This is a genomic window from Sphingobacterium sp. BN32, from assembly GCF_030503615.1.
Taxonomy (GTDB): Bacteria; Bacteroidota; Bacteroidia; order Sphingobacteriales; family Sphingobacteriaceae; genus Sphingobacterium.
In genome coordinates, this window is sequence record NZ_CP129963.1 from 1,668,443 (window position 1) to 1,692,446 (window position 24,004).

At 40.5% G+C, this 24,004-nt stretch carries 18 protein-coding genes; 8 read left to right on the top strand and 10 right to left on the bottom strand.

What is annotated here, in order from left to right; all coding sequences use genetic code 11:
- Positions 1 to 77: 77 nt before the first annotated feature.
- Complete coding sequence (locus tag QYC40_RS06925; protein WP_301993193.1) at positions 78 to 668, bottom strand: riboflavin synthase; 591 nt, start codon at positions 666 to 668, stop codon at positions 78 to 80.
- Positions 669 to 1,570: 902 nt separating this feature from the next.
- Between QYC40_RS06925 and QYC40_RS06930 the strand changes: the two genes are divergently transcribed.
- Positions 1,571 to 1,816 (top strand): hypothetical protein, encoded by a 246-nt coding sequence (locus QYC40_RS06930; RefSeq protein WP_301993194.1) that lies wholly within the window; start codon positions 1,571 to 1,573, stop codon positions 1,814 to 1,816.
- A gap of 84 nt (positions 1,817 to 1,900) precedes the next feature.
- On the opposite strand, the gene QYC40_RS06935 is transcribed toward QYC40_RS06930, so the two are convergent.
- From QYC40_RS06935 to QYC40_RS06945, 3 genes are read right to left on the bottom strand one after another with little or no spacing between them, the layout of a single operon-like run.
- Positions 1,901 to 3,403 carry a DUF4886 domain-containing protein gene (locus QYC40_RS06935; RefSeq protein WP_301993195.1) on the bottom strand — a complete coding sequence of 501 codons (1,503 nt, stop codon included), beginning with the start codon at positions 3,401 to 3,403 and terminating at the stop codon, positions 1,901 to 1,903.
- Positions 3,404 to 3,432: 29 nt separating this feature from the next.
- Complete coding sequence (locus tag QYC40_RS06940) at positions 3,433 to 4,962, bottom strand: RagB/SusD family nutrient uptake outer membrane protein (RefSeq protein ID WP_301993196.1); 1,530 nt, start codon at positions 4,960 to 4,962, stop codon at positions 3,433 to 3,435.
- Between the two features lie 19 nt (positions 4,963 to 4,981).
- Positions 4,982 to 7,987, bottom strand: coding sequence for a TonB-dependent receptor (locus tag QYC40_RS06945; RefSeq protein ID WP_301993197.1), 3,006 nt, complete (start codon positions 7,985 to 7,987; stop codon positions 4,982 to 4,984).
- Positions 7,988 to 8,442: 455 nt separating this feature from the next.
- Between QYC40_RS06945 and QYC40_RS06950 the strand changes: the two genes are divergently transcribed.
- Positions 8,443 to 10,032 carry a Na+/H+ antiporter gene (locus tag QYC40_RS06950; protein WP_367652321.1) on the top strand — a complete coding sequence of 530 codons (1,590 nt, stop codon included), beginning with the start codon at positions 8,443 to 8,445 and terminating at the stop codon, positions 10,030 to 10,032.
- A gap of 8 nt (positions 10,033 to 10,040) precedes the next feature.
- Here QYC40_RS06950 and QYC40_RS06955 read toward each other — a convergent pair whose 3' ends face one another.
- Both QYC40_RS06955 and QYC40_RS06960 read right to left on the bottom strand, forming a co-directional pair.
- Positions 10,041 to 10,226, bottom strand: a complete 186-nt coding sequence (locus QYC40_RS06955; RefSeq protein ID WP_301993198.1) for a hypothetical protein — start codon at positions 10,224 to 10,226, stop codon at positions 10,041 to 10,043.
- A 373-nt stretch (positions 10,227 to 10,599) separates the two neighbouring features.
- On the bottom strand, positions 10,600 to 11,262 hold the full coding sequence (locus QYC40_RS06960) for a helix-turn-helix domain-containing protein (protein ID WP_301993200.1): 663 nt from the start codon (positions 11,260 to 11,262) through the stop codon (positions 10,600 to 10,602).
- 91 nt (positions 11,263 to 11,353) lie between these two features.
- Between QYC40_RS06960 and QYC40_RS06965 the strand changes: the two genes are divergently transcribed.
- The 6 genes from QYC40_RS06965 to QYC40_RS06990 are packed head-to-tail and all read left to right on the top strand — an operon-like array spanning position 11,354 to position 20,324.
- On the top strand, positions 11,354 to 11,743 hold the full coding sequence (locus QYC40_RS06965) for a YbjN domain-containing protein (protein ID WP_301993201.1): 390 nt from the start codon (positions 11,354 to 11,356) through the stop codon (positions 11,741 to 11,743).
- A gap of 5 nt (positions 11,744 to 11,748) precedes the next feature.
- Positions 11,749 to 12,438 (top strand): PspA/IM30 family protein, encoded by a 690-nt coding sequence (locus QYC40_RS06970; protein ID WP_301993202.1) that lies wholly within the window; start codon positions 11,749 to 11,751, stop codon positions 12,436 to 12,438.
- Positions 12,439 to 12,442: 4 nt separating this feature from the next.
- Positions 12,443 to 12,634: a DUF4177 domain-containing protein gene (locus QYC40_RS06975; RefSeq protein ID WP_301993204.1), complete on the top strand. Its 192-nt coding sequence runs from the start codon at positions 12,443 to 12,445 to the stop codon at positions 12,632 to 12,634.
- A gap of 9 nt (positions 12,635 to 12,643) precedes the next feature.
- The gene (locus QYC40_RS06980; RefSeq protein ID WP_301993205.1) at positions 12,644 to 13,336 is read left to right on the top strand and encodes an OB-fold-containig protein; all 693 of its coding nucleotides are present in this window, start codon (positions 12,644 to 12,646) and stop codon (positions 13,334 to 13,336) included.
- A gap of 20 nt (positions 13,337 to 13,356) precedes the next feature.
- A complete protein-coding gene (locus QYC40_RS06985) occupies positions 13,357 to 15,471 on the top strand; it encodes a flotillin family protein (protein ID WP_301993207.1) in 2,115 nt (704 codons plus the stop codon).
- A gap of 29 nt (positions 15,472 to 15,500) precedes the next feature.
- Positions 15,501 to 20,324 (top strand): DNA repair ATPase, encoded by a 4,824-nt coding sequence (locus QYC40_RS06990; RefSeq protein WP_301993208.1) that lies wholly within the window; start codon positions 15,501 to 15,503, stop codon positions 20,322 to 20,324.
- A gap of 237 nt (positions 20,325 to 20,561) precedes the next feature.
- On the opposite strand, the gene QYC40_RS06995 is transcribed toward QYC40_RS06990, so the two are convergent.
- The 4 genes from QYC40_RS06995 to QYC40_RS07010 are packed head-to-tail and all read right to left on the bottom strand — an operon-like array spanning position 20,562 to position 24,004.
- Complete coding sequence (locus QYC40_RS06995) at positions 20,562 to 21,803, bottom strand: sulfate adenylyltransferase subunit 1 (RefSeq protein WP_301993209.1); 1,242 nt, start codon at positions 21,801 to 21,803, stop codon at positions 20,562 to 20,564.
- 22 nt (positions 21,804 to 21,825) lie between these two features.
- The gene (gene cysD / locus QYC40_RS07000) at positions 21,826 to 22,716 is read right to left on the bottom strand and encodes a sulfate adenylyltransferase subunit CysD (protein ID WP_301993210.1); all 891 of its coding nucleotides are present in this window, start codon (positions 22,714 to 22,716) and stop codon (positions 21,826 to 21,828) included.
- 11 nt (positions 22,717 to 22,727) lie between these two features.
- Positions 22,728 to 23,426, bottom strand: coding sequence for a phosphoadenylyl-sulfate reductase (locus QYC40_RS07005; protein WP_301993211.1), 699 nt, complete (start codon positions 23,424 to 23,426; stop codon positions 22,728 to 22,730).
- On the bottom strand, positions 23,423 to 24,004 hold the full coding sequence (locus QYC40_RS07010) for a bifunctional precorrin-2 dehydrogenase/sirohydrochlorin ferrochelatase (protein WP_301993212.1): 582 nt from the start codon (positions 24,002 to 24,004) through the stop codon (positions 23,423 to 23,425). Before QYC40_RS07010 ends, QYC40_RS07005 begins: the two co-directional genes overlap by 4 nt.

The following is a 24,004-nucleotide window of genomic DNA, read 5'->3' on the forward strand; positions in this document are numbered from 1 at the left end:
TTTTTAGATTTCCCGCGTCAAATGTTCGATTAAGAGAGTAGAAACTCAACCGATTATTGTCGTGCGTGATTCCAATATTACCCTCGTAGCTCCATAATTCGAGTAACATATTTCCCGATTATATCAAATTCCAGGTTTACCGTTTGACCGACTTGTAGATCTTTCATGTTCGTATGTTCCAATGTAAAGGGAATAATTGCTACAGAAAAACTATTTCTTTCCGAGTTTACCACTGTCAAACTAATACCATTAACTGTGATAGATCCCTTTTCAACGGTTATATTTTTATGGCCGGGTTCATACTCAAAAGTAAATAGCACACTTCCATCTTGCGGATCTGCAGCAACGCAGATTGCGGTTTGGTCTACATGGCCCTGAACGATATGCCCATCTAATCGGCCGCCAATTTGTGTACAGCGTTCTAGATTGACCGCATCACCTTCTTTCAGCATGCCCAGATTACTTTTCTCCAGCGTCTCTTTAATCGCAGTAACCTTATGTACGCCAGGCTCCAATTGGACAACCGTTAAACAAACGCCATTATGCGATACGCTTTGATCCACTTTTAATTCATCACTGATAGCGGATTCTATATAGAAATGAAGGTTTGATAATTCTGACTCAATCTTTTGAACGGTTCCAATGGTTTCGATGATTCCTGTGAACATATAATTCCTTTTTGTTTAATTACAAATATACGGTATTGCTTTCTAATAGGCTAGGAGGGGGATTCTTAAAATATTTTAAAAAATATTTGCAAAAGTGTAGAATGTACACTATCTTTGTGTCATCATAATTTAGGTTTATAATTGGTTATTAAAGGTTTTCATTCTCCCCGTTTGAAAACCTTTATCTTTTAAAATTAATATCCTGATTTCCAACTGGTTAATGTTTTTGCATTAAAGTACAGCCTTTAATTACACAAATATATTTGCGATTTTCAAAATAATTTATCTACCTTTGTCTTAGGTTTAGGTTGATTACCTCGATAAGAGGTTTTATTTAAAGCTTGAGCGGTCGCCCGATTGTCTCAAGCTTTATTTTTTTATTACAGTTTCCAACCGAAATATTCGTATTTTTTCATGAGTTTCTGCAAATCCGCTGTTCAGACATATAGTAAGGGTTAAAATGATCTGAGGCAAACGTTCTACTATCAATTGATTTCTCGTATATGAAATTTAACATATTAATAATCACTCTTTGGATATTTACAATTGGATTGTTGCTCTTGCTAGGGTTATTATTGTCCCGTATCCCATCATTCTCTTTTCCTTCGCAAATCGGTGCTGTAGTAATACTGGTTACACTTTTTATTGGTTCTGCTGCTATTGCAAAACTGTTTTCGGAAATATTCGATAATTTAAAATTCACAATCACGTTCGCTGTTATTTTATCATTAGCGTCAATTATTCTATCATATAAGGTTTATACACCCAAACTAACGATTACAGTTCCTAAAGGATTTACAGGTCGGATAACTTTGATACGATCTAACCTATCTAAAAACGTATTAAATGTAGATAGTAACGGAATTGGATACATTCGAAACCGTAACTTTAAACGGTTTGACATGAACCCAGTAGTTCTGGAGGTAGATGGTACTGATATAAGTAGTCGAACTGTAGGGTATATCCCTAGTGAATTCTGGGTAGACACTGTTATTCGTGCCCATCCCGAACTTAATAATCAAAGGATGTTAAAAGTCTCCTATGTGCATTTTGAGGCTGTTCCTATAGGTCAGGAGGGGAAGCGTAAAAACTATGGCAGAGATTTGTCTGGATTAATAGATACAGCGAAGCTGTATAGAGGGGATTGATATCATTTCATCAATGCATAAAGGCTGCCTTTGGAGGCAGCCTCATGCAATTGACTTTCACACTACAATATTGTTCTATCAATCTTAATTACCCGACATCAGGCGAAGCGCTGAAACGTAGAAGAATCCTGTACCATTATTATTATTCTCGCCTGCAGTGATAGTAATGGTTATTTTACCATTAGCGTCCGGTTGCACCCCTTTTGCAATTGCAATTTTGCTGGAATTGCTCGACGTATTAAGTGCCACTGAAACTTCATTTGCGCCCTTGCAGATGTACTTCGTTTCACGATTGTCACTGACCCCGCCGCGTGCGCCGAAAAACGAAAGATTATACTTTAGAGTCTTATCCAGTCCAGTAAGCTCGACTTTGGACTGCACAACACGCATACCACCGAAGTCTCCTTTCGTGTTTCCGAAGTAAGCATATTTAGAGACGTTTGCAGGCATATTTAATGGAGTCGTGGTTGTTGTCGGTCCGTCGGCATTTACACCGTTAAAACGCTCCGTAATGGTTGCTTTAATACCGGTATAAGATCCCAAACTATCTTTCAGACTTGCCGAGGTTCCCGCTAAAAACGAGCTCAGCTGATTCCAGCGATCCGATGCAGCATTATTGCCGAAGTCAATCAATACTGCGCTCGTTAAAGGACCACCAGCACCGCCTTGGAAATCCGTCATCTGTGTCACTTCAAACGGTTTTAATACAGCGAAATGTGCAGCATTTTGTGCAATGGAGCTTTCGAAAGTGGAGAGTCCTGCTGGTTTGTAGGCCATGCCAACTGCTGACTTTTTAAACAAGGTCTCAAACCAGGTACAAGCAGCGATATAACGACCAAAAGGAATGGTTAGGTGATATCCATCTCGAGTAAAGTTGTCACCGACGAGCGAAGTGCGTGCATTTTGTATGGCTGTTCCTGCGGGTATAATGATATTGATCGGAACAATATCTTTCACTTGTTTAGAAACATCAGCGATCGCTTGATACATCTTCATCTGATTTTTGTCGTAGTTGGCAAAACCCTCATGTGTAGAGTTTTGCTGATATGCCCATGTCTGATGATAAACGTACTGAACATTCGGATTTAAGGCTTTTTCTTTAACCATATTAAATACAGTCGGGAGTGCATCTTTTATCGTCTGGATTTGCCCGGAATTTTGACTGACCTGTTGGAAGGAGATATAATCCCAATGTTCATCAAGTAAAGCCGTCTCGATGGAGATTTTCGGAAACACTTTCCTCAGACCATCAGCACCTATCTTTCTATACTCATAGGCAGCTCCGCTGTTTTCTATATTTCTTTTGTGAAGTTCTAAAGAAGCTCCACCGATATAAAGGTTTCCAACGATTACGGTTTTACCGCTCTCCTTTGCCAATTCATAAAGATGGGATTCTATCGCATCTTCCGAAAAACTGTTCCCGATAGCGAGGATCCGGATATAGCCATCCGTAGGAGCAACCTGGGAAGAGGATATATCTGCATCTGGCAATTTATTGGGGTTCCCGTCTTTTTTACAGGAGAAAGCCAGGGTCATCAGCAGGATGACCATGAAGCTCTGTGATATTTTAGAGAATAATTTATTCATGTCTTTCAAATTGATTGGTTCGAATAGGACTAGTATCCCGGATTTTGCGTTAATACGCCTTTGGTTAAGTCGATCTGCGTTTGCGGAATCGGCAATAAAACATCGCGCGAGTTTTGGAAGTTAGTTTTGCCGGCAGCATGTAAAGCAGTTTGAGCTATTCCCCAACGTACTAAATCGAAGAAGCGGTCGTGCTCCATTGCCAATTCGATTCTTCGCTCATGACGTATTTTATTGCGTAAAGAGGCTTGATCGGTGTCAGTGACATCAGGTAGTACACCGGAAGCAGCTCCGCGACGCGCGCGCTCGCGCACTGAATTGAGTAAAGTACGTGCTTCCTCGCTCTTTCCAAGCTCATTAGCGGATTCCGCTAGCATTAACACTACGTCGGCATAACGAAGAATGCGAACATTCATCCACCAGGAACCGCGACTTATACTATTTCTCATAGCAGGATCGCTTAACACTTTATGGTTATACATCGGGTTCGGTACGTCCGCTGGATAAACCGGCATAGGCTCGTTGTACATGGATACATTGGTCTTCCCCGCAACGCTAGCGTAAAGAATAGTCCTGGCTTTTCTTGGGTCTCCTGGCTCGTAAGCCGCTTCGAGCGCAGCGCTTGGAGTATTCCATCCCCATCCTAAATTCCAATTTCCAGATCCCCGTACGCCCTGCAGATTCGCATACTGAATACCGTTTTTAGTGGTTTCATCCGCCGATGCAGTACCCTGAATTTCGAAAATTGATTCTCTTCCATTTTCACCTTTTTCAGAAAATATATCGGCATAATTCTGAGATAGGTCATATAAACCGGAACCCTTCACCATATTGGCAGCATCATACGCTTGTTGCCATTTTTGCTGTGTAATATAGACTTTGGCTAAGATTCCATTTGCCGCTCCTTTCGTAGCTCGGCCCACAAATTTGCTATCCCAGTTATCCGGAAGGTTTTGTGCTGCGAATTTCAGGTCTTCTTCGACAAATGTATAGATTTCTGCGGCACTGCTCTGCGGTATATTATTTTGCTTTGCAGGATCGGAAGACCAGGTTTCAAACTTGGGTACTCTGCCAAACAAGCGTACAAGCATAAAGTAGGCATATCCGCGCAGGAACCTTGCTTCAGCGGTAGCCTGAATTTTTAATTGCTCATCTTGCCCAGCTTTTGAGATACTATCAATCTGAAACATCGCGCGGTTGGTTTGGTTCACCAAACCAAAATAACCTAACCAAAGTGCGTTTGCACGTCCGCTAGTGGCCAATACAGGAAAGTTATCCATAGAGATGACGTCTGCACCACCATCGGAAGCCGTACTACCTTTGTCAGCGTCGTCGCTACGGATACTTGTTGCATTTACAAATCCATCGACATGGACATTATAACCCCGAAGATCATTATAAGCCGCAAAGATAAAGCGATCGTAGGGTGTACCGCCCTCCGGATAAGGATACGTATCTTCGGTATATTTCCCTTGAGGGGCAGTGTCTAAAAACTTCTCACAACTACTGAAGAGAATGATTGAACATCCTATACTCAGTGCAATTTTTATATATTTTGACATCTTCAATTTTCTTAAAAGGTTAAAACGATAGGTTAACACCAAAGGAGTAAGTCGTTGGGATCGGGTAAGTTGCATTATCTGTACCACCTGCAATTAAACTTCCAATTGCTGCTTCCGGTGTATAGCCTGTGACCTTGCTCCAGGTTTTTAAGTTCTGTACATTGACAAATAATCTCGCCTTTCTAATGAAGGTTCTTGCTAATAAATCATCATTGAAGCTATAGCCTAACTGTACCGTACGGATACGGAAGAAATCTCCAGGCTCCAAAAAGTAGGAACTAAACTTGTAGTTATTACCACGGCTATTATCTAGAATCGGCTCCACATTGCTGCTACCCGGTCCTGTCCAAGCATCAAGACGGTTGACCTCGTAATTCAAGTCAGCAAAGTTTCGCGTTCTCCTTTGTGCATAAATTTTGTTTCCTGCAACTCCATTTCCTTCCAATTGAAAATCAAACCCCTTGTAGCCCAGCGTGAAGTTAATTCCGAAATTATGAGGAGGGAAAGGTGTGCCTAGGTAGGTTCTGTCCTTTTCGGTGATTGCACCATCGCCATCCATGTCAGCAAATGCAATATCTCCGGGAGCCGATCCTGGTTGGATAGCCATATTTTCAATGTCATCAATCGTTTGGTATATGCCTATCTGTTTGTAGCCATAAAAGTAACCAATGGATTGCCCCGTTTCGGTCACATTCGCCCCGTCATTTCCTAAGATTTTGAAATTAACGTTATCACCGATCGAATTAACGAAGTTTTTGTTATAAGAATAGTTCGCATTGATACCGTAGCGCAAGTCATCTATCTGATTGTTCCATCCCATCGATACTTCTATACCGCGGTTAGTGATTTCACCTAAGTTGGTGAAATAGCGGTCGTCCGTTGCCGGCAGTGTCAATATGGTTAAGATATCTTTGGTTGTACGGTCATACAAGTTGATTTCTGCATTAAATTTATTGTTGAATGCTTTTACATCTAAACCCAAATCCATCCCTTGCACGACTTCCCAGTGTAAATTAGGGTCTGGGATGTAATCTGCCTTGACAGAAGTGTAGATATTGTCTCCAAATATGGCGGTATTTGCGTTAACCAACCCAGGTAAGTAGGCATTATCAGGGACGCCATTTTGATTTCCGAGTTTACCCCAAGCAAAACGCAGTTTCATGAAATTGATTTTCTCGATGTTTTGAAAGAATGCTTCTTCGGAAAGCACCCATCCCAAACCTACGGAGCCGAATGTACCCCAACGGTTTTTCGGAGCAAACTTGGAAGATCCATCGCGGCGCACGGTTGCATTCAATAAGTATCGATTTTTGTAAGCATAGCTTGCACGAGCGAAAGCTCCTACGACGGTGTTCTTAGAACCTCTACCCGAATAATTACCTTTTGGATTAGAGTCTTGATTGATGATATCTAAATACCAGAAGTCTGAATTAGGGGGAACATTGGTTGATGTATCGCGTCTTGAGCCTTCTAGTGCAGTGTTATCGTTGAATACTGTCGTAAATCCACCAACTGCCGTTAAGCGGTGATCTTCGTTAAACGACTTATCCCAAGTAAGCGTATGATCCTGTTGGAATCTTCTAAACTCTTCACTTTTCTGGCTTACCGAAGTGAACACGCGGTCATCTTGAAAGAAGGTGTCTTCGCCAGCATTTTCACCTAGATAGATAAATCTTGCAGCGAGCGGCGAGTAGCCGCGGCTGTTATTGAAACCAAGGTCGGTGTAAACAGTAGACTTCCATTTCAAACCTTCCATGATTTTAACTTCGGCAAACAAACTTCCTACAAAGCGATAGCCACGAGGTAAAGATGTACCATCCAATCGATTCAGCGTTGACATCACGTTTCCAACTTGCGCGCGCTGAAACGAAGGCATACCATAGAAGGTATTCTCGTCATATTGTACTCCAACAATTGGAGCCGACCATAACGCATTTGTAAGGGTTACATTTGTTGGATTCATATTCCAGTATGATCCGGAAATGTCTCCACCGATTTTAACACGTTCTGATACTTTCAGCTCTTGATTTAAACGTGCCGTAAAGCGCTCATAATCACCGTTTCTAATAACACCTTCCTGTTTGTTATATCCTAAACTGAAGTGGGTAGATGATTTCTCAGTAGAGTTTGAAATGCTTAAATTATTGTTAGTGGTCATGGCGGTTCTTAAGATCAAGTCTTGCCAATCGGTGTTTGCCGTATATTTTGTATAGTCAAATGGTGCTTTTCCAAGGTTGACCAATTGCATATCATACAATCTTTTGAATCCCTCAGCATCAACCACCTCAATACGATCATGGACTTGATCGAACCCTACAGAACCTGAAAAGTTGATTGCCGTTCTTCCTTGGGCTGCCTTCTTCAAAGTAACGGCAATAACGCCGTTCGCACCTCGTAAGCCATATATTGCGATGGAAGAAGGATCCCTCAAAACATCTAATGACTCAATATCTTGTGGCGAAATAAAGTCTATATTATCATGTAAGACTCCATCGACCACATATAATGGATTGGAGTTATTGGTACTGTTTACACCACGGATACGCACTGTCGGCGAACCGCCAGGAGTTCCGGAGTTTGATATCGTTAAACCGGCAACTTTGCCCTGTAAGGAGCTAATCGGATTCGCATTCGGCATATTTGCAATAGCTTCCCCCTTTACCTGAGCGATAGATCCCGTCAAATCCACCTTTCTCTGCGTTCCATATCCTACGACAACAACTTCCTCTAATGTCTCATCTGCACTTTGCAGTGAAATATTAAAAAAGGTCTGATCACCTACAGGCATTGTTCTCGTTAGATATCCAATAAACGTGAAAGTGATTGAATCAGTAGGGGAGGCTTCCAACGTAAATTTACCTGCCTCATCCGTTTGGGTCGATACAGGTTTTCCTTTGAGCGCAACAGTAACTCCCGGAATAACTGTCGAGCTTTGTCCGTCCTTTACTGTTCCCGAAATTGTCGTTTGGGCATACGACATTTGTACCCCAAAAACAATACATAGGAACATAAATAGATGCTTCATATGATTTGGCTTTATAGATTTATAAAAAGGTAAACAAGCAATAGTATTATTATAACAAAGGTTGTGATGTATATGTTTGATTACAAATTATTGATTAACACATTTCTACATCAGCATGAGTCCTATTGCTCATGCGCAATATCTGTATATTGTAACGTTTTGATAGTATGTGATTTACCTTGAAACAACACCTCTCAAAATGTTCTTCATAGTGTGTGATTTACACTTAATATGTCGTGTGGTAATGATGTAGTAAAACTAGCTAAAAAGTGGACATTTCTTACACCAAATGTGGGCTGCATCACACAATTGTTTTTTCCTTTTGAAATGTGGATGTCAGCATCTAACCACAAACTAAATAAGTTTGCGATGCGGCAAGTCGCGTTAGCTAAAAATATAACAGATAATAACGTATTTAGTGTCCCTCATTTTTGAAAAACTATCACACTGCTTATATGATGCATACGTTGCTACCTTTTGTTTTGATGCTAATATTGTTGACCGTATTTTTAACGATTTGGGCCAACAAAATGAAGATCGCATATCCGATTCTATTGGTCATTGCTGGTTTAGCAATCAGTTTCATTCCTGGTTTGCCAATAATCAAGATTGACCCAGACTTGATATTTTTTATTTTTCTGCCTCCTTTGCTGTTTGAAGCAGCTTGGGGAGTGTCATTTAAAGAAATGAAGAAATGGTGGCGTATTATCGGGAGCTTTGCTTTTTTGGTCGTATTTTTCACGGCGCTCCTTGTTGCTATTGTTACCAATCAGGTAATCCCAGGTTTTAGCATTGCTTTAGGTTTTGTTCTCGGAGGCATTGTATCCCCTCCAGACGCTGTGAGCACAGGTGCTATTACCAAATTTGTGAAGATTCCCAAATCCACGCAGGCCGTACTTGAGGGCGAGAGTTTACTTAACGATGCCTCATCGCTTATTATTTTTCGATTTGCATTAGTAGCGGTTGGCACCGGTCAATTCATCTGGCAAGATGCGGCTCTGGATTTTCTTTGGATGCTATTCGGAGGAGTGGGAATTGGGTTGTTAATAGCATTGATTTTCATGTGGATACATAAGCGCTTATCAACTGATGCTCCATCTGATATCGCGCTTACCTTGATAGAACCTTATTTTATGTATTGGATTGCTGAGCAGGTACATTGCTCCGGTGTTCTAGCTGTCGTTGCCGGTGGGCTATTTCTTTCTTCGAAACGCCTTAGCTATTTATCGAGTAGCAGTCGGATCAAGGGATACAGTGTCTGGGAGAGCTTTGTATTTCTATTGAACGGTATGGTATTTTTGCTTATCGGGCTTGAGCTTCCAGAAATCGTGGCCGGGATGCGATCTAATGGATTGCCGCTATCCACAGCTATTGGATATGGTATACTAGTGACGCTGGTATTGATTATTGCTAGAATATTGTCGGCCTATGCTGCGATGTTCGCAACTATTATTTTTCGTCCGCAAGTTGCCCATCAACAACAATTCTCAAAAAGACGCTGGACAACACCGTTATTAATGGGTTGGACTGGTATGAGGGGCGTGGTGTCGCTTGCGGCAGCCCTTGCTATTCCGCTGACCCTTCCAAACGGCGCTGCGTTTCCCTATCGAAATTTGATTCTCTTTATTACCTTTGTCGCTATTCTTTTAACGCTTGTAATTCAAGGTCTAACATTGCCTTACCTAATTGAAAAGACTAAGCTTTTTGTAGGGTTAGAAAATGATGAAGACCAAGAAAGGAATACACGCTTAAAGATGAAAACTGGTCTTAAGCAGCATGTGTATTCTTTTGTAAAGGAAAAATATGAACAGCAATATCTTGGCCACGCCGGAATGGAAAGGATTTTAAAACATTGGGAGGATCAATCGAAGGTGCAAGATAGTTCTTGGATGGATGATACAAGCCGGGAGATTCTCTTAGATATCTTTGCCGAACAACGTTCATATTTGTCCACATTAAATAAAGAAGCCGAATATGATGAAGACATTATAAGACAGCAGATTTATCAGATTGATTTGGAAGAGGAACGGTTGAAGTATGTGTAGAGCAGATGTTAGACCTGAGATGTGAGATAATAGAGTATGGCGCCGATTGGCGCCATTTTTATTGTTAAGTTTGTTGCGCGATGACTAATAGCTAAAGTTTCGTCAACTAACAGCTTGATGGAGAGCTTATTTAAGACCTCAATAAGTGATAGTTTATTGATTACTTTTTCATAACCCTTACTTACCCCTATCATAGCCCTTTGGAAGCGGCTTTGATTGGGTTATACAATGGGTTTGAAAGGGCTTTATAAGGGGTTTAAGCAGAAGGAAAGTTGTGGAAGTTATTATTTAGTTTCGAACAAGGATATTTGTCTCGTTTCGGGTCAGGATATTTGTCTTGAACCAGAAAAGGAAGGATTTAAGGATTGACAGGATCAGGTATTGTGGCATCATAGGTCTTAATACTAACTACTAAGTACTAAATGCTATTTCTGAACCAGGAAAAAAAGGATTTAAGGATTGACAGGATCCTGCTAATCTTTTTATCCTTCCTTTCCTGGTTCAAAACAAAAAACTTGCATGGCAAATTCTAATAACTAATGTCTGATGTCTAAAATCTAATCTAAATCACCCTACCTTCTCAAACCTACCATGAAGTTTCCAAAAGCAGCCCATATTTTCTACAGAGAAACTTTGTTTTTTCCAATCGTTAAGAACTAAATCTATCTGTTTGCTCTTAGCGTTATAGGTACCGAAGAAGTAGTCACTGTCTTTTAAATAAAAACCGTAGTGTTTGTCCAGGGTGTGTAGAATATCCAATTGGAGTTTTTCGAAAAATAAGATGCTGTTTTCTTCGAATGGAAATACTGAAGGATGATGAATCAGGCCGTTGTGTTCAATGGCAATAACTTGATTTTTGGTTGTGATAGGGAAGTAGAATGTGGGCAACTCGTCGATGCTGATCGTATTGTCATCAGCTTGTTGTATGATTTCACGGTTTAAAAAATGGATTGGATCCATGTTTTTTATAGCAAGCTGCGCAGAATCTTCCGTAAAATGGTCTTCAAAATTTAGAATTTCATTTACCGTAAGTTTTTTTTCAAGGAGATGGGCCACAGGTATGCTAAAATATTTTGCAATTTGCAGGATGACCGAAATTTTAGGTTCTGCACGAAATTCTTCGTAGGAAGAAATATTACCTCTAGTAAGATTAAATAGCTCTCCGAAGGCCTGCTGGCTTAAACCTTTAACACTACGTAATTTTTTAATATTCGTTCCGATTTGGGTCATTATCAAAAATATTAAATTTTTATTGCAAAATTATTTTGCATTATTTATCTTTATGCAAACATTATTAGCAAATATATAAAAATATTAGCCAATGCCATTTAACAAAGTTGAAAAATACTTATTAGACCTAGGGTTTACCGTAACATCAAAGAATAGAGAGGAGGGATTTTTCGTCGTGGAAAGTGAAGGGGAGGGCATCAAGAATTTGATTATTGGAGTAACTGCACCAATCATCATTTTCGAGCAGTATTTGTTTTCGTTGAAGCGGGATAACCTTGATGTCTTCAAAGCCTTACTCAAGAAGAATAGGGATATCATTCATGGCGCTTTCGCATTGACGGAAGACGGAAGACGAGTGATCTTTAGGTATACTTTGCAGGCGCACAACCTTGACCAGAATGAGTTTGATGCAGCGATTAATTCGCTATCGTTATTAATGAGTGAGTATTATGCACAATTGATTGAGTTTTCAAAACAGTAGTGAAGATGAACATATTTAAGAGATTACTAAAAATAGGGCAGTCAGAAATACATTCTTTGGTTGAAAAGATGGAAGATCCTATTGCGCTGACACAAGAAGTTATCAACGACATGAAGGGGCAGCTTCTAGAAACCGAAGAGCTATATCTTTCGGCGCGAGCCGTCGTTATCCGCTTAGAACATGCGATTGATGATAGAAAAGCAGAAGCCTTAATCTATGAGGAGAAAGCCGAAAAAGTACTTTTAATGGCTCAGAACAGAGAACTGAGTAGAGAAAAGGCGGAAAGTTTGGCCATTGAAGCACTTCGTTTGCAAAAGCAGCTTTTGGATGAATCCGAGGAGTTCAAAGAACAGGCTTTAATGCATAACAAGAAGGTCGAGGAAATTGAGGATAAAATCGATGTACTTAAATTTAATATTGGAAAATGGAAAAAAGAATTAGATTCGCTTATTGCTAAGAAGCAAATTAATAGCGCCACTGAATTTGCTAACCGTCAGATGGCCAATATCGATAATAACAGTACCGTTGACATGTTGAAAAAGCTTCGTTCCACTGATAAAGAAGATGAGGCTTATGCAGAGGCGATCAATGAGCTTGCTAAGCAAAAGATGGATCAAGACATTGATTATGCGTTGGAATCGGGAGATTCTGTTAAAAAAGATCTAGAGAGGCTTAAAAAGAAATTAGGATTATAAGAATATGAAAAGATTCGAATACAAAACACTTAAGATTGAACCAAAAGGGTTCTGGGGTTCCAAGCTAGACTCGACAGAAATCGATAAGATTCTAAACGAGTTGGGACAGCAAGGTTGGGAACTTGTTTCCATGCAAGATTTATCCGTCAGTGGAAGTTCCTGGAGTTTTCATTACACATTTAAAAGAGAGCATTAATCGTTCATTATGACAGAGATCTGGAACATATTATTTAATCCGCTACCCAATGCAATCATGACTTTGTTGACAGGGATGTCTCTTGTTTACTGGTTATTCGCTATGCTGCTTGGGGATGGCTTTGAGATGGGAACGGACGCCGACATTCAATTTGAAGGCGCCGACGTACAAGATGTCGATATGGATGCGGATACGCAGGCTGATATGGAGACTGAACAACATGTTGAACCCTCATTTTTTTCGAAAGCTATGGATTTTATATATGTAGGTAAAGCGCCTATGATGGTCCTCGTCACACTCTTCAAATTTATTAGTTGGGTCGTAACGATTGCTTCATCGCTCGTTTTGAACTTAGCAGCTTTCGGGTGGAAGTCTGTACTGATTTTGATACCCGTATTTATTCTGAGTTTCTTCCTTCTTCATTATGTTGCTATCCCATTCGTTAAACTTTATAAGAATGTTGGCTATGCCGGTGAAGAGTCTCATGAGTTTATCGGTCGATTGGGCAAGATGCGATCAACAATTCAAGGCGATCAAATAGGTGCAATTGAAGTAGTCATCAAACTGGATGTTATCCGTCTGAATGTCAAGAGCGAAGACGGTTCTGTATTAAGTTATGGTGACGATGTAATCGTGACGAACCAAGATCCGAATAGGAAGTTTTATTTTGTGCAGAAAGATATCAATTTAAACAATATTTAACCAAATCAATACTTTATTATATGAGCAACACACTGTTATTTCTGGAAGGTATCACCGGCGTCGTGCTTATCGCTGTAGGTGCTATCGTATTTATCATCTTTGCGTTCTTTGTAGTTCTAAGCATGTTCTACAAGAAAATTCCGCAGGGCAAAGCAATTGTACGTTCAGGCGTTGGTGGGACAAAAGTAGCGTTTAACAAGGGGATGTATGTAATTCCAGTTTTCCATAAAATGGAGATTATGGATATCTCGGTTAAGAAAATTGAAATTAATCGTATGCAGGGCGATGGTTTGATCTGTAAGGACAATATCCGTGCAGACATTAAAGTCGCATTCTTCGTACGCGTAAATAAGTCTGTTGATGACGTAATCAACGTGGCTCAGAATTTAGGTTGTGACCGCGCTTCTGATCCTGAAACCTTAAAGAGTATTTTCGAGGCAAAGTTTTCTGAAGCCTTGAAGACTGTAGGTAAGAAATTCGATTTCACCGAGTTGTATGAAGCGCGTCGTGAATTCCGCGATGAAATCCTAAACATCATCGGAACAGATTTGAACGGTTATATTTTAGATGACTGTGCGATCGACTACCTAGAGCAGACGGAACTTAAGTTCCTTAGCACCGAGAATATCTTGGATTCGGAGGGTATCAAAAAGATCACGGAACTGACGGCGAAGCAAAATATGAATGCTAACCTCATTCGTCGTGAAGAAGAGAAGGTAATTAAAAAGCAGAACGTGGAAGCTCGGGAGGCCATATTGGAGCTGGAGCGACAATTGGCGGAGAAGGAGGAAAGACAGCGCCGTGAAGTCGATAATATTAAAGCGCGCGAAGAGGCTGAGATTGTAAAAGTCCGTGAGGAAGAACGCTTAAAATCTGAAACTGTTCGTATCTCAACGGAAGAATCATTAGCAATTCAGGAGGAAAATAAGCTTCGTCAGATTATTATCGCTGAGAAGAGCAAACTTCGCACGGACGCTGTAGAAACCGAACGTGTAGAAAAAGATAGAGCATTAGAAGCAACGGAGCGCGAGCGAATTGTCGCTTTAGCACAGATAGATAAACAACGTTCTATCGAATCGGAGCAAAAAAGTATTCAGGGCGTAATCAAAGAGCGCGTTCAATTAGAAAAAGGAGTTATTGAAGAGCAACAGGCTGTTCGTGATATTGAAGTATTCCGTGAGGTTGAGCGTAAGAAGCAGGCTGGCGTAATTGCTGCGTCTCAAGAAGCAGAAGAGCGATTAATTGCTACGGTGAAAGCGGCGGAAGCGGCAAAGATTGCTGCAGAACAAGAGGCGGAGAAGAAAGTTATCGATGCGGAAGCGGCTCGCAAGATTGCTGAAAAGAAAGCGCAGGAGTTGTTGATTGAAGCCGAGGCGAAGAAAGAAGCATCGGCGAAAGAGGCGGAGGCTCGCAAGATTATTGCGGAGGCTCAGGCGAAAGAAGAAGCGGCCATTGGTCTATCGGAAGCGGAAGTAATGGTTGCGAAGGCAGAAGCGCAAGAGATTCAAGGTAGCAAGGAAGCGGCAGTCATTGAGAAAAAAGCTGAAGCTATGCGTAAAGAAGGTCTCGCAGAAGCAGAGGTTGTTCGTGAGAAAGCATTAGCAGAGGCTAAGGGTATCGAAGAAAAAGCGGCAGCCATGAAGCAATTAGATGGCGTTGGAAAAGAGCATGAGGAGTTCAAATTGCAGTTGCAGAAAGAGCGCGATATCGATTTGGCGCATATCAATATACAAAAGGATATTGCTACGGCTCAATCTGCTGTGTTGTCTGAGGCATTGAAATCTGCGAAGATTGATATCGTGGGCGGCGAGACGATGTTCTTTGAGAATATTGTCCGTCAGGTGTCTAACAGTAAAGGATTTGACCATTTAATCAATAATTCTACGCATGCAACGGCTATCAAGGATGCCTTATTAGGAGGTGATGGGAATGGCGATTTAGCGGCAAAGGTGAGAAGCCTGGCTGACAAATACGGTATTTCTTCAAACGATATCAAAAATTTAACGGTTTCTGCGGCATTGATTAAACTACAGCAGGCCGCAACGGCTTCCGATGATGAAGAGGATACAGGATTTATCAATTCATTAATCGGTATGGCTAAAAACTTAGGATTGTCGAACAAGAAATTAGGATAGTATTTGTTTAAGAAGGAAAACGAATAAGGATGACAGAAAATAAAGAGTCTTTAGACGCTGCAGCATACGATATCATTCAGAAGCGATTACAGGCGCAAAAAGATGACTTAACGAAGCGTTTGCAAGAATTAAATACCGCCCGCAAGGAGGTATTTAATTCTACAAACTTCGTACTGAAAGCGAATCAGCGTATTACAACGGAGAATAGCTGTGTCGCTCGCGGAATTATTGCGTTGGATAATGTCTGCATATTTGGGTATAATGTGCATATCGGGCTCCGTACGGAGATCAAATTAGAAGACGTATTTAGTATTTTCTTATACGAAGAGGGGCAATTCATTCCCCAGTCTTTGGATTTGATTAAAGACCCGAACTTCATTACGGATTATCAGAATCTTTATAAATATTACCGCGATTCTATCTTTTCGAAATTCCGTAGAACGGAGACTTACTTGTATATGATCTTTCAAACAAGTAAGAATCCGGACGATTTGAAAGCCTTTAAATGGTTGATCAAAGATGGGAAGCTACATTATGAAAACGACAGGAGCATTCATGAGGTAAAAACGCCTGCCCAATTTGAATTTGAATGGACTAAAACAGGACTTGAGGATAGACGCTTAGGGAAATTTCCGCATATCTCAATCTTAGACAAAGTGTTTATTGAGGCCCTACATGGCGATATTACTTTTAAGATTGAGAATAACACAGATTCTGGGCAAGGTATCTATTCAGAAAAAGTTGCCAATACGGATCAGCAACTGGATGATGCTGAATATTACTACGCCGATTTGGGGAACTTAATTGCCATACGGATAAAACCGTATCAGGAGGAGTTTAGGGCATATATCTTCAATCAACGAACGAAGGAAGTTGTTAATCTGAAGTCCTTGAATGAATCGGCGGTCCTTCTTCCAGACAATCAGGGTGTTATTTTCTCAAACGGATATTACCTCCAGAATGGAACTTCGAAGATATTTGACAATGCGCTTTCCAATGTAACGTTTCTGAAGAAATTGCAGTCACCAAATGGCGAAGACTACCTTTATGTCTATACGCATGCAGCTTCGAATACCTATATCCTGATGTCTTATAACATCATTCAGCAGACGGTTGAAACGCCTATCATTTGTAATGGCTTTACGATATTTAAGAATGGTAATCTCATATATTTCAGAACGGAGGCAGAGGCGACGCGCCATCACCAAGTCCAGATTTGGGATACGCCTTATATGGCTGTTTTGAAGGAAAATGAGGAACGAAAGGATGACCCGCTGTTTAAGGTCGGGAATAAGCAGATTGTGCAGGCGATGGCTGAAGCACAGGAAATTATACAATTGATAGGGAAGGAGGATAGCTACGAAGGGCTATATGAGGATATTCTCCAAAAATCTAGAGCCTTACAGGACAGCTACTTCTGGATCAATGATACCTCGTTAAAAGCATTAGGCGCGCCACTGTCCCAGATTGAACAGATCGCCAATACAGCGATAGATGAGTTCGTAAAAGTTCAGGCGCAGCGAAAGCATGCTGTCGAGTTGTTAGAAGCGAGCCGAAAGCATCTCACGGAACTTGAATTTAGCATAAACAGTACAGTTGTAGAACATCTGGACCAACTAGTTCATCAATTATCGGACACGCGAAGACTACAAGGTGAGCTAATTGACATTAAGAATGTTCGATACATCGATATTGAACAAGTCGATAATTTGCTTCTAAAAATTGAGGAGATCAATAAGGATCTGTCTGAGAAAACAGTAAATTATTTACTTCAAGATGATGCCCTTAAAGTATATGAAGAGAAGGTTGTCGACCAAAAAAATCATGTTGAAGCGATCGAGAAGGTTTTCGATGCCAAACCGATCGAAGAGAAAATTGTAGAGATATCTTCAGAGCTTGAGCTTTTGATTGATATATTGAATAGCTTAAAAATTAGTGATGCGACTCAGACGACGAAGATCGTTGAGAAAATATCGTTGATATTTGCTTCGTTGAATGAGATCAGAGCACAATTGACTCGTAAAATATCCTCACTGAAAAGCACAGAGGCGGTTGCAGAGTTCTCTGCGCAGTTGACTCTTCTGGAACAGTCTGTTGCTAATTATTTAGAACTCTCGACAACTGAGCTTAAAGTTGATGAGTATTATACGAAAATAATCGTACAACTCGAAGAGCTAGAAAGTAAGTTTTCTGAGTTCGATGAGTTTGTGCTGAAGATCGCTGATAAGCGTGACGAGGTAATCAAGGCTTTCAATTCTCGTCGAGAACAGCTAGTTGAGCAGGTTAACAAACGCAGTTCCTCGTTAGAACAGATCGGACTTCGGGTTTTAAAGAATATCGAGAATAAGTCCAAGACATTTAACTCGCGAGAGGATATACAAAGCTTTTATGCTTCTGATTTAATGATCGACAAGATTCGGCAGCTCGTTGCTGAGTTGAAGGATCTTTCAGACGTTTCCAAAGCAGAGAATCTGGAGAATCTCTTGAAGAAATCGCAAGAGGACGCGCTAAGAATCCTGCGAGATAAATCGGAACTTTATGTTGATGGCGACAATATTATTGCTCTAGGTAAGCATAAGTTTACGGTGAATAAGCAACCGCTGAGTCTTACACTTATTCGCCGAAATAATGAGTTATACTATCATCTGACGGGTACTAGTTTCTTTCAGAAAGTTAAGAATTCGGAGATATTAGCATATCAGGACATTTGGGAACAAGAACTGGTATCTGAAAATAATGAGGTTTATCGCGCCGAATATTTGGCGTATCAAACCTTACTAGCCTCTCGTGGACAGTCGAATTTCCATGCAGAACACTTTATTAATCAGCGCGTAGAGCAGAATTACAGCGAAAATTATATTAAGGGAGTTCACAACGTTGATGCATTAGCGATTTATAATGCGCTTGCAGCGATTGACAACAAGCTTGATTTGTTGCGATTTGATTCCCAGACGAGGGCGATTGCGCAGTTGTTTTGGCATGAATTGGATGACGACACGCGGGATAAGTTAGCAGCTTTAATTCAGGCAACGGCTGCTGTCATGCGTACATTCCCGAATTCCAAAAGGAGCGAGGAAGTCACGAAGCAAATAAGCAAAACCTTTCTTCAATGGCCTTTGTCATTGCATCTTGAAGGAATATCAGCAAAAAATATTGCCGACTATATCTTCCAAACCTTTGCGAAGTATAAGCGATTTACGCTGAGTGAAACTGCCGATCATTTTCGTCAGGAGTTCTTAAGATTACTTGAGCATAAGAAAGTTTTGAAAGAGTATGAACAGGATATCAATCAGGAACGTTTTAAAAATGAAGATCGTTATTTATTGATAACGAATTGGTTATATGGCTTCATAGAGCAAGAGGATAAAGCAGAAGATTATGGCAGACATATCGAAGAAACAGCTGCAGCATTACTTTTTCCGAAGGATGAGTATGAGTTGATTTTCGCAAATGATCGACTCGTAGTTGACGACTTAAAAGGTAACCACCCCAGTATTTCTGCGGGGCACATCGATATACAATATCATTCTTTTATTGCGAAGTTATCAGATTTTACGGAGAATAAAATTCCTCGTTTCCAGGCCTTTAGTAGACTAAAAGAAGAACTTAACAAAAACTACGCAAAAGAGTTAAAAATCAATGAATTAGAACCTAAAGTATTGACTTCTTTTGTTAGAAATAAGTTGATCAATGAAGTTTATTTTCCGTTGATTGGCAATAATTTAGCAAAACAGATAGGGGAGGCCGGAGATAACAAGAGGACGGCACGAATGGGGATGTTGTTGTTGATTTCTCCTCCAGGATATGGGAAGACAACCTTGATGGAATACTTGGCAAAAACCATTGGATTCCACTTTGTCAAAATCAACGGTCCAACTATTGGTCATTCGATTACATCAATAGATCCATCGGAAGCTAAAACTTCTGGAGAACGCGAAGAATTGAAAAAGATCAACCTGGCATTTGAAATGTCAGATAATGTGATGCTTTATCTAGATGATATACAGCATTTGAATGCTGAATTCTTGCAAAAGTTTATTTCTTTGGCAGATGGTCAGCGGAAAATAGACGGTATATTTGATGGCGAAAGTAAAACATATGATCTTAGAGGAAAGCGTTTCTGTGTAATTATGGCGGGAAATCCATATACGGAAAGCGGTTCTAAATTTAAGATCCCGGACATGTTAACCAATCGAGCTGATGTCTATAATCTAGGGGATGTGATAGGAGATACTGAACATCTTTTCAACCTGAGCTTGATCGAGAATGCGGCTATAGAAAATGTACATCTGGAGAAGATTGCGAGCAAATCATTCAATGACTTCTATGCGCTGATTGACTATGTAACAACCGGAACCGATCAACTGCCAACGCTTGAAGGGAATTATCAAAAGCAAGAAATCGACGACTGTATTGCAGTATTAAAGCACATTCTTAAGATTAGAAACATCGTCGTAAAGGTTAATGAGAATTACATACAGAGTGCTGCTATACAGGATAATTATCGTACAGAGCCTGCATTTAAACTTCAAGGTTCATATCGAAATATGAACAAGCTTGTTGCGCAAGTTGTACCGATGATGAACGAAAAAGAAATCCAACAGCTGATTTTATTGCATTATGAGAATGAGTCTCAAACTTTGACAGCTGATACCGAAAGTAATATGCTGAAGCTAAAGGAACTCGCAGGATTAATGTCTGATCAAGAGAAAGCACGTTGGGAGGAAATTAAGACAATATTCAGAAAGAATAACAAACATAACGGCTTAGCGAAAGATGATATGATGTTTGCACAGCTGTTAGAATTCAATGAAAACCTTGAAGGAATAATCAAAGCTATTCGTGGGAATTGATTATTAAGAACATCTGGGCAGTACGTTAAAATTGTGCTGCCTAGATTTCATAATTTGTTAAAATGTATTCTAATTTAATCTGCTTAAGAACACGTAAGTTTATAGTGTAAAACGACAATATAAACCTGCATATCGCTAAATAGCCTGTTTGGATTTTTTATTTATTATTGTATCATAATTTATATTATGTTAAATAATGCTATGCAAGGAACCTTTCTGTAAAGCCCCCTGCTATATTTATGCAGATTGTATTATTGCTGCAGCAACAGTGATATTAGTTCTTGGATCGATTATAATCGCTCGAGCATTCTCCGGAAAATCTTCTTGTCTATCAAATACAATATCCTCGGCAGATCTTATCTGCACTCGTCCGATATCGTTCAAACGAATTGACTCATTATAAATCTGATCTTGCGTATGCACGTCGTATTTAAATAAAATCTCCGGAATTTTAATTTTAGTCACTTTTGCGTGGGTTTGCAACAAATAAACCTGATTGGTATCCAGCTCTTTGTTTTCAAACCATGAGATATTTGCTTCCACGTTTCTCTCTGTTAAAGATGGATTAGACGCACTGACAATCATATCACCACGGGAAATATCAACGTCATCGGTTAGATGAATGATTACTGAAGCACCATTTTGCGCTTCATCAAGCTTTTCCTCGTTAAATTCGATTGCAGCGACTCTAGAGCGACTCCCACTGGGCAGAATAATCACCTCCTCTCCTGTTTTCAGCCCCTCTCCTAAGACTCTGCCGGCATACCCCCTATAGTCATGTAAATCAGCACTTTGTGGACGAACTACCCACTGTACTGGGAATCTCCAACCTTTACTTTCTTGAGTCTCTATATTAACTTCTTCTAGATATTCAAGTAATGAAGGTCCTGTATACCAGTTCATTCTAGTCGAACGATTTACGATATTATCACCTTTCAACGCGGATACCGGGATAAAGTCAACATCGTCTAATTTCAATTTCGCTGCGAGTTGCAAATAATCATTCTTGATATTTTCATAGACTGCGAGCTCATAATCCATCATGTCCATCTTATTCACACAAACGAGAACTTTCTTTAAGCCCAGTAGCTTCGCTAAGAAGGAATGTCTTTTTGTTTGCTCGATTACTCCTTTTCTAGCGTCAATAAGAATGATGATGAGATCCGAATTACTAGCGCCGGTAACCATATTTCGTGTATACTGTATATGTCCAGGAGCATCGGCGATAATGAACTTACGCTTCTCTGTTTGGAAGTATTTATAGGCGACATCGATCGTGATACCTTGTTCGCGTTCTGCTTTTAGGCCATCTGTTAGGATTGCCAAATCGACCGTTCCGTCGTCGTTTTTGCGATTTGCTTTCTGTATTGCCTCCAACTGATCGTCTAAAATTGAATTGGTATCATATAATAGCCGGCCGATTAGCGTGCTTTTTCCGTCGTCTACAGAGCCTGCGGTAATAAATTTTATTATGTTCATCTGTTGTTTCCCGTTTAATTGATTAAAAATAGCCTTGTTTCTTGCGTTCCTCCATTGCTGCTTCCGATACCTTATCATCCATACGAGCACCGCGCTCGCTGACCGTTGAAGCCTTAATCTCCGCAATAATATCGTCTAGTTCCACTGCGATAGAATCTACTGCAGCAGTACAAGTCATATCTCCTACCGTTCTAAATCTCACTGACTTATGCTCGACGATATCTTGGTCATCAATCTGCAGAACAGGGTCTGCGGCCATCCATTGTCCATTCCGGAGAACGACGTCACGCTCATGGCTAAAGTAAATTGATGGCAAGGCAATCTGCTCGCGTTTGATGTAATTCCAAACGTCTAGTTCAGTCCAATTGGAAATTGGGAATACCCGGACATTCTCACCGCGTTGAATCTTGCCGTTAAAAATGTTCCAAAGCTCAGGGCGCTGCCTTTTTGGATCCCATTGTCCGAACTCATCCCGCACCGAAAAAATACGCTCCTTTGCTCTTGCTTTTTCTTCGTCGCGACGCGCTCCTCCAATACAAGCATCAAAACCATATTGTTCAATTGTATCTAATAATGTCACGGTCTGCAATGCATTACGGCTCGCGTTCTTACCACGTTGCTCAACAACCTTTCCAGCATCAATACTATCCTGAACATGTCCTACGATTAGTTTTTCTCCGATTTGTTCCACCAACCAATCTCTAAACTCGATGGTTTCCGGAAAATTATGGCCGGTATCAATATGTACTAGTGGAAAAGGAAATTTCCCCGGTCTAAATGCTTTCTTAGCTAGGTGAACCAGCGTTATTGAGTCTTTCCCACCTGAGAATAACAATGCCGGTTTTTCAAACTGTCCAGCAACCTCACGCAATATATAAATGGCTTCCGCCTCCAAATGATCTAGGTAATCCATATGTTAATCTATTATTTACTTGTAACATGTAATCCACACTCTTTCTTGCTTTTATCTTCCCACCACCAACGTCCCGCTCGGAAGTCTTCTCCTGCTGCAATCGCCCTGGTGCAAGGCTGACAACCAATGCTTGGGAAGCCTTTATCATGCAAAGGGTTATAAGGAACGAAATTGACCTTTAAAAAGGTCTCGACCATAGCTAAGGTCCAGTTGAACAATGGATGAATCTTGATGATTTGATTACCCTCATCCCATTCGATAAATTCCATGAGATCCCGGTTTTCCGACTGTTCTGCGCGAATACCGGTAATCCAAATCTTATAGCCCTTAATCGCTCGCTTAAGCGGCTCAATCTTCCGTATAAAGCAACATTCTTTACGATTCTCCGTCGATTCATAAAAGCTAGAAGGCCCTTTCGTGCTGATCAAATCTTCTACAGCATCGGTCTTCGGATAGTAAGCCTTTATGGGAAGCTTGTAGATATCCAACGTTCTATTCCAGACATAATAGGTTTCGGGAAATAAACGACCTGTGTCGAGGGTAAAAACACGTGTTTTAGCATTTATCTCTGATAATAAGTGCGTAATAACCTGATCCTCTATCCCAAACGATGTCGAGAAGATAGCCTCTTCTCCGAAATGCGCATTGATATAGGTCAGAATTTCCTGAGCATCCAATCCCCTTAATTCGTTCTTTAATTGTTCTATCATGATCCTGCTCTTCTTAACAATGCTTCCGTATGCGCGTTTAATACAGTGACCTTTCGTTGAAAATCGCCCTTAAGGCTATGTCTATAAGAAGCCATGAGATTCAATGTCTCATCTATTTCTTCCGGTAAAAGATCATTTAGAAACTCTTTTAAACGCTTCGCTATTGTCGGTGACTTGCCGTTGGTCGAAATGCCAATCTTCAGGTTTCCTTTCTGTACGACTGAACCCAGATAGAAGTCACATAAATCAGGCTTGTCAGCCACGTTTACCAATAAATTTCTTGTCTTAGCGAGCTGTTTGACCTCCTCATTAAAAACAGGATTGTTCGTTGCCATAATCAGTAAATCAATGCCTACTAAATCTTGCTCTTCAAAATCGCGTATTTCTAAGGACAAGAACTCATTTGAATTCACAAGAACAGCAATCTCATCAATCACATCACGTGCAACAATCTTTACTTTCGCGTTCGGAGAATTGCTAAGCAGGGCTTGCAGCTTTTCCAAACCAACAGCTCCGCCTCCAATCAGCAACGTATTGATTTGATCCAACTTAACGTATATGGGAAATAAAGTATTCAT